10 protein-coding genes and 1 pseudogene are annotated in these 13,037 nt (G+C 66.6%); 6 read left to right on the plus strand and 5 right to left on the minus strand.

Annotated features, from left to right (window positions below; genetic code table 11):
* The first annotated feature begins 301 nt into the window (after positions 1–301).
* Complete coding sequence (locus AMYBE_RS0116325) at positions 302–1,666, plus strand: NsdA family TPR-like regulatory protein (RefSeq protein ID WP_020660464.1); 1,365 nt, start codon at positions 302–304, stop codon at positions 1,664–1,666.
* Positions 1,667–2,105: 439 nt separating this feature from the next.
* Here AMYBE_RS0116325 and AMYBE_RS46640 read toward each other — a convergent pair whose 3' ends face one another.
* Complete coding sequence (locus AMYBE_RS46640; protein WP_020660465.1) at positions 2,106–2,228, minus strand: hypothetical protein; 123 nt, start codon at positions 2,226–2,228, stop codon at positions 2,106–2,108.
* A 267-nt stretch (positions 2,229–2,495) separates the two neighbouring features.
* On the opposite strand from AMYBE_RS46640, the gene AMYBE_RS41800 reads away from it, so the two are divergent.
* Entirely contained in the window at positions 2,496–3,911 is a 1,416-nt protein-coding gene (locus tag AMYBE_RS41800) for a tryptophanase (RefSeq protein WP_020660466.1), read from the plus strand.
* Between the two features lie 246 nt (positions 3,912–4,157).
* Here AMYBE_RS41800 and AMYBE_RS46160 read toward each other — a convergent pair.
* Positions 4,158–4,262 (minus strand): annotated as a pseudogene (locus AMYBE_RS46160) (hypothetical protein); the annotation flags it as partial.
* A 115-nt stretch (positions 4,263–4,377) separates the two neighbouring features.
* The gene (locus tag AMYBE_RS0116340) at positions 4,378–5,376 is read right to left on the minus strand and encodes an AraC family transcriptional regulator (protein ID WP_020660467.1); all 999 of its coding nucleotides are present in this window, start codon (positions 5,374–5,376) and stop codon (positions 4,378–4,380) included.
* Positions 5,377–5,758: 382 nt separating this feature from the next.
* On the opposite strand from AMYBE_RS0116340, the gene tsrT reads away from it, so the two are divergent.
* Positions 5,759–7,411 (plus strand): tryptophan 2-C-methyltransferase, encoded by a 1,653-nt coding sequence (gene tsrT / locus AMYBE_RS0116345; protein WP_020660468.1) that lies wholly within the window; start codon positions 5,759–5,761, stop codon positions 7,409–7,411.
* A 13-nt stretch (positions 7,412–7,424) separates the two neighbouring features.
* Here the strand turns inward: tsrT and AMYBE_RS0116350 are convergent, their stop codons facing one another.
* A complete protein-coding gene (locus tag AMYBE_RS0116350) occupies positions 7,425–8,492 on the minus strand; it encodes a protein-L-isoaspartate O-methyltransferase family protein (protein WP_154676226.1) in 1,068 nt (355 codons plus the stop codon).
* A gap of 669 nt (positions 8,493–9,161) precedes the next feature.
* Here AMYBE_RS0116350 and AMYBE_RS45785 point away from each other — a divergent pair.
* The 3 genes from AMYBE_RS45785 (at position 9,162) to AMYBE_RS45795 (ending at position 10,076) form a co-directional block, all read left to right on the plus strand.
* Positions 9,162–9,494 (plus strand): hypothetical protein, encoded by a 333-nt coding sequence (locus AMYBE_RS45785; protein ID WP_211226824.1) that lies wholly within the window; start codon positions 9,162–9,164, stop codon positions 9,492–9,494.
* 17 nt (positions 9,495–9,511) lie between these two features.
* Positions 9,512–9,775 (plus strand): hypothetical protein, encoded by a 264-nt coding sequence (locus AMYBE_RS45790; protein ID WP_027927711.1) that lies wholly within the window; start codon positions 9,512–9,514, stop codon positions 9,773–9,775.
* Positions 9,776–9,836: 61 nt separating this feature from the next.
* Positions 9,837–10,076 (plus strand): hypothetical protein, encoded by a 240-nt coding sequence (locus tag AMYBE_RS45795; RefSeq protein WP_027927712.1) that lies wholly within the window; start codon positions 9,837–9,839, stop codon positions 10,074–10,076.
* Positions 10,077–10,180: 104 nt separating this feature from the next.
* On the opposite strand, the gene AMYBE_RS0116370 is transcribed toward AMYBE_RS45795, so the two are convergent.
* On the minus strand, positions 10,181–12,934 hold the full coding sequence (locus tag AMYBE_RS0116370) for an AfsR/SARP family transcriptional regulator (RefSeq protein WP_020660470.1): 2,754 nt from the start codon (positions 12,932–12,934) through the stop codon (positions 10,181–10,183).
* Positions 12,935–13,037 lie beyond the last annotated feature (103 nt).

Below are 13,037 nucleotides of genomic sequence, written 5' to 3' on the forward strand. Positions count from 1 at the left end.
CACGCCACGGCCACGTACGGCAGGAGGTTCAACGCTGAAAACTCACCACACGTCGTTGTCGTGGCGTGTAATTCCATACAACCGAGTCAGTCCGGAGCGCGCCAGGACTATCCGGGTAGGAAGTTGTTGAACGTTGCGCCCTTCGCTCGAATACGCAACAACAGATCAGCGCCGCAATGCACTTGGCCCCTGCCGTCGCGGCTAACGCCTGCGTTAGAAACGTGCCGACAGGCTTCACGAGCGGGCATGATCCCTGGCTCGCCCCCGACCAGTTGCCAAGTCTGATCAACGAATGAGAGTCATGTCACGCCCTCCCAACGAAGAACTTCGGTCCCTCGTAGCGCAGGCGCAGTGGACCTACGACAATCTGGCGCGCGCGGTGAACGCGGTCGCAGCCGAAGCTGGGGTAGCGCTGACCTACGACCGCTCCGCTGTCGCGCATTGGCTGGCCGGCAGGCGCCCGCGCGGCGAGGTGCCGGCTTACGTCGCGGAGGCCCTGGCACGTCGGCTACATCGACCCGTGAATCCCGCCGACGCCGGATTCACGGACACTCCAGCGAGTAGTGTCGACGGGCCGGCCAGCGGCGACCCTGTGGCCGAGCTGGCCGTCGTCGCGCGCCACGACCTCGATGCCGCACAGGTCCGTGCGCCTCGTCGCCTGGTGTACCGAGTCACGGACCTCGATGTGCCGGCACGGCCGACCACTATCGGACAGAGCGAAGCAGTGCGCCCCGCACACAGCGAAGACCGGCTCAGCCGCCACGTCGCGGCGATCACTTCGATGACCTCGTCGATGGCCGACATAGACGCGAGCTTCGGCGGTGCCCACGCGCGAACCTCGCTGGTCACCTACGTCCTCACCGACGTTGCGATCCCGTCTCGCGCGAGCAGCGGTCGCGGCGTCGCCCCGGCGTGGTTCGCTGCCGCTTCGGCGTGCGTCCAGCTGGTTGGATTCATGTGCTTCGACAGCCATCAGCATGGACTTGCGCTTGCCTACTTTCGGCTGGCTCTTCGGCTGGCCAATGCGGGCGGGCACGCCGAGACCTATGCCGCCGCGCTTCGCGACATGAGCGTTCAGGCGTGGTCGCTCGGCCACCACCAACACGCCGCCCGTCTCGCCTACGCGTCCGCGGATTGCGCAGACTCCGAACAGCTACGAGCCCTGGCATCGGGTCAGGCGGCAGTCGCGGCCGCCGCCGCGGGCGATCAGGAGGCCGCACAGATGATGCTATTGCGGGCGCGTCGCTCACTGGAAGAAGACACAGAGACGAAGCACAGTTCCGGCACCTATCGCGACGGACTTGCCGACATCGAGTTCCACACCGCGCGGGTGCTGGAGTACGCGGGCGATCTCCGGGGTGCGATAGCGGCGCTGGATGCCTCGCTTCGCCACCGGCCGGAAACCAAACGTCGTTCCAGGGCACTCACGACCGCGCACCTTGCGGCTCTGCTGCTGAACACCGGTCAGCTGGGGGCCGCCAGCGGCGCGATCGACCGGTTGCTCGGTGACCACGCACAACTCCATTCGGCTCGGGTCGATGCCGCTCTCAGCCACTTGCATCACCAGCTGATGCGCCATCGCCAGCATCCCGAAGTTGCCCGGGTGCTGCGCAGGACAGCAAGTCGAGCTGCCAACGTCACAGCCTCTGGCCACGGCGTTACGTGACAAATGCTGCCGTCAGAGAAGATCCGTGCCGCGCTCGACTTGATCAAACCTGATTCGCAGACGCACTCCGCCAAGCCCCAACCCATCCGCCGTCTGACCCGGCAGATCCGGTGGGTGCAATTCCGGGCATGCCAGCAACTCGCGTTCCGGCCGCAGGGAAGCCTCAAAGCCCCGCTACGGGCCCTGTCTCATCTCGGTAGTCGAAGAGTTTCATCGCATAGCAAGAGGAAGTCCGTCGATTCCCCGCACGTTCGCGATCAGCAGGAAACCTACCGGCATTCAAGGATGCGAAACCTATGTCGCTGTTCTCTTTTGGCTGCATCGCCGACATCATGCTCACCGACGACGATCGAGCCCGGCTCGTACGACTGTCCAAAGCAGTTGAGGAACCGGCGCGCCTTCTCTCTTGCGAGCTCGAACCCGGGCACCGCGGCGACCACTACGCTCGTGGTTCCGCCGCCGCGTCCCCGCCGATGTGGGTTCGCTGGGCCTCCGCCGGCAGCGTCGTGATCGTGCCGCGCCCGTTGTGCGGCACGCCGCGGCCCGGCTCGCCGAGGGGCACATGCAAGCTCCCTGTTGGCCACGACGGTGGCTGCGATGCCGGCCGATGAGAAGGCTACGCCGCGCGGCGCGGAACAAGGCGATCTCTGCGCCGGACGTCGCCGACGGCCCTCCGCTTTCTCTGCCTGAACCTGCGGGCAGCGACGACTGCCGGTCCCCGGCACTGCCCGGCCGGTCGGCGCTGGCCCCTACCCCCGTCAGCGCCGATGTGGACAGACTCACCATGGCGAACCAACATTCACGGAGGGAGCCGCACGTGCCGGCGTTTATGGAACCGTTTCGTATCAAGGCCGTCGAACCGATCCCGTTCCCCGGCCCAGTGCAGCGGCAAGCTGCGCTCGACGCGGCGGGTTACAACCTTTTTCGGGTGCCGTCGCGGCTGATCACAGTGGATCTGTTGACAGATTCGGGGACGAGCGCAATGTCGGCCGCGCAGTGGTCAGCGTTGATGTCTGCCGACGAGTCCTACGCCGGGGCACGCTCGTTCGAGCGTTTCGAGGCGGTGGTGCGCGAACTGACCGGGTTCGACGAGGTGATCCCCGTCCATCAGGGGCGGGCTGCGGAGCGGATTCTGCTCGGTGCAGTACTGCAACCGGGCGAGGTGTCGATCAGCAACACCCATTTCGACACCACTCGCGCCGCGGTAGAGGCTGCACGTGCGGTCGCGGTCGATCTGCCGGCCGCAGCACCCGTTTCCGCACCCGTACCCTTCGGCGGAGACATCGACCTGGATGCCCTCCGACGCGCTCTGACCGGCGATGGCGGTTCGGATGTGCGCTGCGTAGTGCTGACCGTGACCAACAACGCAGGCGGCGGACAGCCCGTGTCGCTGGGAAACATCGCCGCAGTCCGTCAGCTGTGCAGAGATCACGGAGTGCAGCTGCTGCTGGACGCGTCCCGATTCGCCGAGAACGCCTATTTGATCACCGAACGGGACCTCGAGCACGCCGGTCAGCACCCGCGAGAAGTGGCGAAAGCGATGTTCGCACTGGCCGACGGTTGCTGGGCGAGCCTGAAGAAGGACGGAATCGGCAACATAGGCGGCTTGATCGCACTCCGGAACGGCGAGCTGGCTCGGCGTTGCCGCGAACACCTCATTGCAGTCGAAGGCTTCCCGACGTACGGCGGTCTGGCTGGCCGCGACCTCGAAGCCCTCGCCCAGGGACTGACCGAGGTCACCGATCCGGATTACCTGCGCTACCGCGCCGATGCCGCCCGTTGGTTCGGCCAGCGGTTGATGGAAGCCGGGCTGCCTGTACTCCAACCGACCGGCTGTCACGCAGTCTACGTCGACGCAGCCCAGCTCCTGCCACACATTCCGCCGCACGAGTTGCCTGCCACCGCGTTGGCCAATGAGCTCTACCTCGCCGGGGCAGTGCGGACCTCGTGGCTCGGCACGCTCGTGTTCGGACGGCCGAATCCGGAGGGCGGTCCCGACATTCCCGCGCCGCAGGAACTCGTGCGGTTCGCGCTCCCGCGCCGCGTCTACACCCAGACCCACCTGCAATACGTCGCAGAGGCCGCCGCAGAGGTCGTAGCCAAGGCAGACTCAGTGCGCGGCTACCGGATCGTTGAGCAGGCCGCGGCCCTTCGGCACTTCACCGCGGCGTTGCAGCCGCTGAACGCCACCGCTCCGAGTCTTCCCCGCCCACGGCAGCGCACCGCCGTAAAACACCGGCAGTGACCACCACCGCGCGCCACGCGTCCTGGCAAGCATGCAGGCCGGCGGCGTATTCTGCCGTTTGCGGGCCAGCAGATCCAGCCAGTTTGGTGCCGCCGAGCGCGCGACGGCGCGCAGGGCACGGGCATAGCGAGCCGCGGCGTCCAGGCTGCAGGGGGACACGCCCAGGGCGGCAGCCAGCCACCGCCGCCAGTAGGGGCCGGGGACGCGTTTGCCCCGCTCCCAGCGGGATACTTGCTCGCGTGTGACCGCGGTGTTGCCGGACATTGCGACGAGTTCATCGGCCAGCCGGTACTGGCTGTACCCCAGCTGCTCGCGGGTGGCGCGTATCACTGTGGCGATCGCCGCTTCCATTGCGCTCTCCCCCTGTCGCGGATCGGTTGTTTCCCCTCACCGTCCACGGTAGAAATCCGGAAGAGCAGAAGGAATCCGCTACCCGACAGGGTTGCATCCATTTCCCGACAGCCGATCAGGCGCGCATCCGCCCTCGGCGCTTGGTGTCGGCGAGCGACTCGCCGTGGCGAGCGCGATAGTACTGGGAGAATCGGCCGAAGTGCGTGACTCCAGCATTCGCTGCAATCTCGCCGACGGACATGGAAGCGTCTGGGTCGGTGTCCACCAATACCTGGTGGACACGTTCCAAACGCACTGCAAGGAGGAACTGCTTCGGGGACACATTCAGGTGCTTGCGGAAGGCTCGTTGGAGCGCGCGTTCGCTGACTCTCGCGTAGGCGACGAGATCAGCCACGGATGCGGGCACTTGCGGGCTGTCCTTGACGAACGCGACCACAGACCGCACCATCCGTTCCCCGGCGGAGGGATCGTCACTGCGCAGCGAGTCGCTGTAGTTGTGCGAGTGAGCATAGAGCAGCGCGGTGGCGAGGCCTTGCCCGATCGACCCGAGGATCGGCTCGTGCTGCAGCAGAGACAGGCCGGCGTCGATGTTGCTGACGTTGTGGCGGACCATGCTGGCCCACTCGCGCCCGGGCCCTCTGGTCAGATCCATGCCGAGCTCGAATCGCACTGCGCTCGTGAGCGGCTTGTGAAGCAACAGCTCCAGGCGGTCGTGGAACCAGCGGCTCGGGACTTTCACCATGAGCTGGCCGGCCCCGCCCTGCCACAGCATCGACAGGCTGTCCTCCGGAGAAACGACCGCGGCATTCTCCCCTGCGGTGACGATGCGCCGTCCGGCCGAGGTGACGGTGCAGCGACCGTATTGCGGCAGCAACACGACATAGAAGGTCTCCAAGGGGCCTGGCTGCACCAGTGTCTCCCCGGGTCCGTAGGCGACGTAGTGAAGCGACGCCTCCCCGAGAGGCGCGACGTGGTGGCGCGCACGGAACCCGGTGGCCCGACGATCCAGCGGCGAAAGCCGGTGCGATCGCATCAGCCGTCCGGTCTTCTCCCGGGATTCGTCCACGCTCGTAGTGTCGTAGACCTGGAAGCGTTTCAGGAGCGGCTCGTTCATGGGCAGAGTTCCTCGGGGCACAGCGGCGGTCGGCCCCCGCTCGCGAATCCAGCCCCGGGATTCGAGGGGGGAGAGCATGCGGATCCCCGACGATCCCCTCTCACTCGCCCCAGCCTACTTGCGCACCCAGCGGCCGTTGAATATTCCGCATTCTCACTGCACCGTTCAGGTGACCAAGGCGCGAAAAACCACCTGTCTGGCGCAGGCAGATGCGGCAATTGGCCCCTGCCTCGCAAACGCATCGCCTTGTCACGCTGAGGGCGGCCTTGTCAGGAAAGCCTCTTTGGACAGCGGCCAATACGGCCGGGTCATGGCACTGGCAAATGCTGATTGTCGAGAGGCATCTCGCTCATATGAGCGCACGAGCGGATAAGGGGATTCGATGAGCAGAGCGCTGGTCACATTGGTCAATCCCAACCTGGTCCACCCTCCGATCACCCCGTACGCGCTGGACATCCTGACTACCTCGCTGGAGGAAGCCGGCTTCGACGTGGAGGTGCTCGATCTGACGCTGGCACGGGACCGCTGGCACGACGTCGTCCGCGACTACTTCCGGCGGGCAGATCCCGTCCTGGTTGGGGTAACGATCCGCAACACAGACACGATCTATCCGCAGGAACAACGGGTGTTCCTCGATTCCCACAAGAACATCATCAGCGCTATACAGCGATACACCAGCGCGCCGATCGTCGCCGGCGGGGTTGGGTTCTCCTCGATGCCGTTCGCGCTGGTCGACTACTTCGGCATCGACTACGGCGTCAAGGGCCCCGGCGAGGTGACGCTGGTGCGGCTGGCCAAGGCGCTGCTCGCGGCACGGTCAGTGGAGACGACGCCCGGGCTGATCATCAATTCCGGGAACGGGGTCGTGCGCCAGGTGCCCTACGACGATCCCCTCGTCGCCGCGGGTCGGGTGCACTTGACCAACCGGGCCACCCCGTACCGGCGGCACTCCGGACGCCGCGACCGGGTGGACAACCTGGCCTACTACCGGCGCGGCGGACTAGGCAACATCCTGACCAAGAACGGCTGCACCTTCGCCTGTACCCACTGCGTCGAACCGGATGCCAAAGGCACTCGGTTCGCCCGCCGCACCGAGACCGCGGTCGTCGACGAGATGGAGCTTCTGTGCGAGCAAGGCGTGCACGATCTGCACACCACCGACAGCGAGTTCAACCTCAACATCTCCCACAGCAAGAAAGTGCTGCGCGAGATCATCCGCCGCAAACGCGCCGACCAGGCATCAGCACTGCACCGGCTACGGCTGTGGATCTACGTCCAGCCCGCGCCGTTCGACGCCGAATACGCCGAACTGCTCGCCGAAGCCGGGTGCGCAGGCATCAACCTCGCCCCCGACCACGTTCGCGACGACATCCTCAACGGCTGGAAAGTCTCTGGCAAAGGCCGGCGGTTCTACACCTTCGAGGACGTCCACGAGCTGTGCCGGCTGGCCCGCAAGCACGGGATGGCGACCATGGTCGAGGCCCTGTTGGGCATGCCGGGCGAAACCGAGCACACAATGCGCGAATGCGTGGACGCGTTCCAGTCGCTGGACGCCACCGTCGTCGGCTACACCCTCGGCATCCGCGCCTTCCCCTACTCGCCGCTCGGCCGGCAGCTGGCCGCGGCCAGCGCCGGCACCCGGGCCGTGCCCGGCGTCCAGTCCAACACAGCAACCGCGCCGATCTTGCTCACGCCCCTCGAGAAATGCCGCAGCACCCTGGCCTACGAACGGCAGTTCATGTTCGACGAGGCAGGCGGGTTCCGCCCGGTCTACTACTTCTCTCCCGACCTGCCCGAAGGCCACGACGGCGACCCCGCACAACGCTGGCACCGCTCCCTGGAGCTGCTCTGGGACTGGGTTCCCCAGCACGACCGGCACCGCGTGATGCTCCCCACCGTCCCCGGACTAAGCCCTGAAGACAACAACTACGCCGACAACCCGTTCCTGCTGCGCCTCACCGACCTCGGCTACACCGGTGCCTACTGGTCGCACTGGCCCCAACGGCACACCATCATGCAGACCGCACCGGCCTAGCACCGGCGAAGGGTCAGGCGAGGGCCGCCTGCAAGCGCCACCCGTCGTGGACCTCGACCAGACGCGCGCCCAACTGCGCGGCACCGGGACGCCCCGCGTCCCGCCAGTCCTGGACCCATCCGGTCAACACTTCGATCGCACGCGGCGAACCAGCCGCCAACGACCGAGCCCCGCAACTACTGTCGACAACGGCAACCCCCTCCGGGTCGGACCAGCCGATGCCCCACGGTTCAGTGCCGCACGTAGTGATGCCCTCGGCCCCGGTCGCCAGCAACCACGCCCGGAAGTCCGCAACCGACTCATCCGCACCCAGCGGACCGGCAACGTGCTCGCGATTCCGGATCAAGCAATGGAGCAGTCCACGCCCGGCCTGGTAGCCGTCCGGCGTGCGCATCCAAGCGCTGGACAGCCACCACGGCCGGGCGGACTCGTCGTAGTCGAGCACATCGACGCCCCACTGGGGAGGTGCACCGCGCACGCGACCAGGCGCCTCGCGGGGAGGCAGGCAGGCCTCGAAAACCTCCCGCACGCGCGGAACCCCTTTTTCGCCGACAGAGATGTGGATGAGGAGCCCAGCCGCCGCAAGCGGCGCCGGTGCCAAGGGCACCACGATCGACCCCTTCGGGTGGAGCTGGGCGCACCACGCACGCGGCACGACCCGCATCGGATACCAGCCCACAATGCGGTCGAACGGCCCGTGCTCCGGTGCGCCGCAAGCGTCCGCCAGACGCAGCTCAACCACGTTTCCGTCCAGACGGTCGGCAAGCATGGCATCGGCACACCCCGCCAGCTGCGGGACCGGCTCCACGGTGATCACCCAGCCCGCACGGCCCACCAGCCTCGCTAGCACAGCAGTCGAGAACCCCGCGCCGGTCCCGACCTCCAGCACCACCATCGTCGACCGGACATCGAGTCGGCGCAGAACCTCGCACAACCCGGCCGATACGGCACCGGGTGCATCCGGACCGAGTATCGAAGCGATCACATCTGCTCCGAGGGCAGAACTGGCGGCCGAGGCATCAAAACTCATCGTAACCCTTTCAGCCAGGCGGCCCTGCAGCGGTTGATCATCCCAGTCCACACTTCACACTCGACTGCTTGGCCCAGTCCCACGTAAATCTTGAGACTAGCGGCAACGTTTGACGAGCCTGCATTCCGAAAATTGTACTTCATCGACCAACTCGACGCGAGTGTCCCGAGCAGGCCACCAGGCGTCGAGACTCGCCGCATGCACAATCCACGAACTAGAGGTGATGCATATTGCAATATGCATCACCTCTCATCAGGACTAACGCAATAAAGACCGAGTAACAATGTCGATCCTATTGCGCCTACGATCCAGGAAAGGCGAACCGGAGCATCTGAATCCCAAAAAAAGATTCGACAGCGGCAGCTCCTATCCTCGCGCCAGCAGGCTATGCCCTCTTGGCCGCCACGACGGTGACCCAGGGGCGCGCGGACCAGACCGTCGTTCGCGCGCTCGCCACGGAATGCCCGGCAGTCCGGGCGAGCGGCGGCACGCCGGCTCGATTCACGACGCTTCCAAACCATAAAGTCGACCTGAATCAAATTCGCGCCGTCCAGCTGACGACCGCTTAAAGCGCAGAAGTATTGCCATGCCGACCTGCGTCGCTCAGGTAGACGCGTGCACGGTGACCGCATATGCGTCGGCCACGAACTCCGCCGCCATCAGCGCGAATAAAAAAGCTCCGTTGCTCTATAGCTGAATCGCCGAAGCGCTCAAGTCAGGATGAATCCGCGCCTACCTCTCAGTGATTTTTCGGACCAGATCAATACAATTCTTGTTGCTCCCCTGAATCGTCAGGATGCAGGCGAAACCGAGACCAACCCCTACGTCGTCATCCACCTCGCCACCAAACTCGCCCAGGCCGGGATCTATACCGCAGAGCAGGTGCGCGATGTCGCTGGACTGCGGGTCGCCGGGGAGGGAAACAATGCGCTATCGGCCGCGGTCAGCCTGGCCAAGAACGACTTCGCCCGCCGCTACGCGGCCGCGATTGAAGCCGACGGCAATGTCACTCTCAACACCCTCGACCTGTTCCGCAAGGACGTCTCCACCTAGTCCGGCTCTACGACTTCATGAGCCAGATCGTCAACTACGGCGACCCCTACCTGGAAATTCTGTCATTCCTGCGACTGCTGGAGAAGGTCATCGCAGACTCGTCCTGGACCGCGGAAGTCGACCTCTCCGGCATAGTCCTGGCCGGGGTCGAGCACAGCAAGGAGACAGCGGTCAACATCTCGCTGACCGGCGACGGCGAACTGAAAGGGATCAGCGCCGCGGGGTCCGGGCACGGAAGGAGCCGGAGTACAGCGCACTCCAGATCGTCATCGACAAGATAACGACCTCTTCGGAGCCGAGTCGTTCTCCGAATCCCAGGTCCGCGAGTTCGTCCAGGGGCTCGTGCAGCGGCTGCTCGCCTACCCGAATCTGGTCAACCAGACCAAGGTGAACTCGGAGAAGCAGTTCATCAAGTCACAGGACTTCCAAGCGGCAGTCGCCGAGGCTGTCGATGACAACCAGGAGGCCCACAACACCATGGCTGACTACTTCGTCAGCGACAGGCCCGGAATCAACGCTGTCATCGCGGGACTCGCAGACGCCTTCGACGAGGCGGCCATCGATCAGCCTATGGATGAGTGAGCAGCTCATCTGATGCATGGCGCGTCTGTTCCCTGAGCAGTCGTGACAACGGCTGGTACCCAGCCACCTCGTAGCCACCTTCACCACCCTCGTCGGCGCCATGCTCAGCCGTCATCACGGAAGCCCGTAGCGGCGAGTCGCTCCTGCAACCGGGCGTGCCGGAATTGGTACACCGCACCGACCTGCCGCAGCACGCCGCGGCGGTGCGCGTCGTCGAGGAAAGCCATGAATCGCAACGGAATGTGGCCACGAGCTGCCAGCCACAACCGTGTGCAGGCAAATGCGCCCCAGGCCCGGGACAGGCAGACGCTGAGCCCGACGGCCAGCCCGAACAGACCGCCGGCCGCCACCGCGTGGACTACGCTGGGTATTTCCCGGATCACCCGGCCGCCGATCAGCGCACCGGCGATGCCGTACGCGACAGTGCCGGGCTTCGGCGCGAAGTACCGGCCGAGCAGGGCGGCGGCGACGCCGCCAGCCACGCTCAGTACCAGGTCGAAGCTGCTGTCCAAGATCTGGACGGTCGGCTCGTCCTGGGTGAAGCGCAGCGCGAGGCTGTAGAACAGGCCCAGCGACATCGTGAACGCCAACGTGAACGACAAGGCGGCGGCGCGATCCTGACGCAAGACAGTGCCAGGGTTGGAGACCCGGTTGGCGTCCAGTGGAGTGCCGAGCCAGACGTGCACGCCGACGGCCAGGCCGACCACCACCACCACGAGACCGATGACCCCGATCGGCAGCGCCCAGCCGAAGCCGAGGCAGGTCCCGGTCGCCGCGCCGATCGCGAACCGGCGCGCGAACCGGCCGGAGATCCCGGTGAAGGTCGCCTCAACCCGCTGCGGGCCTGGTCGGCGGCCGATGCTGTGCGTGACGAGGCCGGCGGCGCCGCCGGAGACCCCGTAGATCGCCGCGGTGACCGGGTCGGCGGCCAGCAAACCGGTGAGCACGAACAGCAGCGCGGGCGGCAGACCGAGGTAGAGGCCAACGACGAAACGCGGCACCGCCTGGTCTAGCCGCCACCAGGCAAGGTCGCGGGTGCGTTCGCGTTCGAGCCGCCGGGCGAGGAAGGACAACCATCGCTCGACGTGTTTCGGGTCGTACTCGCGCGGAAGGCCGAGCCGGGCAGGCGGGGATGGTCGGCGCGCGTACACCGACGGCAGGTACGCATCGAGCAGGTGCCGTTCGATCGTCGCACGGTCCGGAAACCGTGCAGTGTCACAGAGTTCGCCGGGGTCAGTGGCGGGGCTGGCGTAGGCGCTCCGGGCCAGGTCGACCATCAACGGCGTGCGCAGCGCCTGGGCCAGCGCCCCGGTCGGCTCCCGTTTCAGCCATGTGACCAGCGGCTGCCACCGGGTCTCGCCGGGACGTCGACGTGCGGTCAGGAACTCGACTGCGTCTTCGATCTCCACCGGTTCGATCTCCACTACGGCGGCCCTGACCAGGAACGAGCCCGCCGCCCGCACCGCGAGCTCGTACTCGGTCCCTCGACAGGTCACCACCAGTGGCCGGCCGGCGCTTACGGCCTGGTCGAGTGCGTCGATCGCGGCCGTATGCAGGCCGGGCGGAGTCTCATCCAGCCCGTCCAACACGGGGATGACCCGGCCGTCGAGCACCAGACGCAGCCCAGCGTCCGGGCCGTAGATGGCGGTGTTGGCCAGCCACGGGTAGTCCTCGACCAGCCGCCGGGCCAGCCAGGCGTCCAAGTGCTCGTGATGCGGATTCCACGACGCAAGCGTCAGCAGTACCGGCACCGGCTCGCCCGGTGGGAGGTCAGCGAGCAGGCCGAGCGTGAGAAGAACGGCCAGCACCGACTTGCCGGCGCCGGGCTCGCCCAGCACCACCAGCTGCCGCGACGGGACCTGACGGAACTTGGCCACCACATCGGTCAGGTCGCCGCTGAGGACTAATCGCTCCGAGCCGTAGCCGGGAGAGTCACCCAGCACCGCCGACGCCGCGGCCGCCACCTCTCGTTCGGTGCTCGACCAGCGCAGCGGAACAGGCTTCGGTCGATGCAGCGACCGCATCTCGGCCTCGGCCGTCCACTGCCGGGCGATTGCTGCCGCGAGCTCCTTAGCCGCGCGGTCCAGGCCGTCGGTAGGAGCTGGTTTCGCGCGCCGCGGCCGGTTCTCCCCGCGGAGGATACGTTCGTGCAGTTCACAGACGTCTGCTCCGGGGTCAACGCCCAGCTCCTCGGCCAGTCCGGCGCGCAGCTGCTGGAAAGTCTTGAGTGCATCGGCCTGCCGCCCGGCGCGGTCGAGCGCGAGCATGAGCTGTGCGTGCGGCCGTTCTCGCAGCGGGTTGTCGGCAACGACCGCGGCGAGTTCGTCGATGACCTCGCGGTGCTGCCCCAAAGCGAGCTGCCAGTCCACGCACGACTCGAACGCGTCCAGGCGCTGCTCGTCTAGCCGCGCCGCGCGTCCGGCCAGCGCGCCGGTGCCGAGGCCGTCAAGGGCCGGACCGCGCCACAGCTTCAGCGCCGTCCGGATCTCGCGCACTCCGTCGCGCAGCGCGCCCTTGTCGACCTGCCGTCGCGCCTCGGCGACATGTTTGGTGAACCGCAGCAGGTCGAGCTGCTCGTCGGTGACCACGAGCCGGTAGCCCGGGCCGTCTGTGACGATGAGCTGCTGCTCGGTGTCGCCCAGCCGGTCCCGCAACGCCGACACGCAGTTCTGCACCTGTTTGGTCGCGGTCGCCGGCGGCTCCTCGTCCCACGTCGACTCGATCAGCCGCGCCATCGGCACGACCATGCCCGGGGCCAGCAGCAGCGTCGCCAGCACCCGTTGATGCCGGGTGCTCGGCAGCGCGAGCCGACCCTGAACCGTCCAGATCTCCAGCGGCCCCAGCACACAGAAATCCATAGGCCCCCCTCCTCCGGTTCATGATATTAGCCCGTTTGACCTGCGGGAGGACCGCGCGATGACGAGGCGAGGACGGATCTTCGTAGCGTGGCGCTCGTCCGGT

It is taken from the genome of Amycolatopsis benzoatilytica AK 16/65 (assembly GCF_000383915.1).
Classification (GTDB): domain Bacteria; phylum Actinomycetota; class Actinomycetes; order Mycobacteriales; family Pseudonocardiaceae; genus Amycolatopsis; species Amycolatopsis benzoatilytica.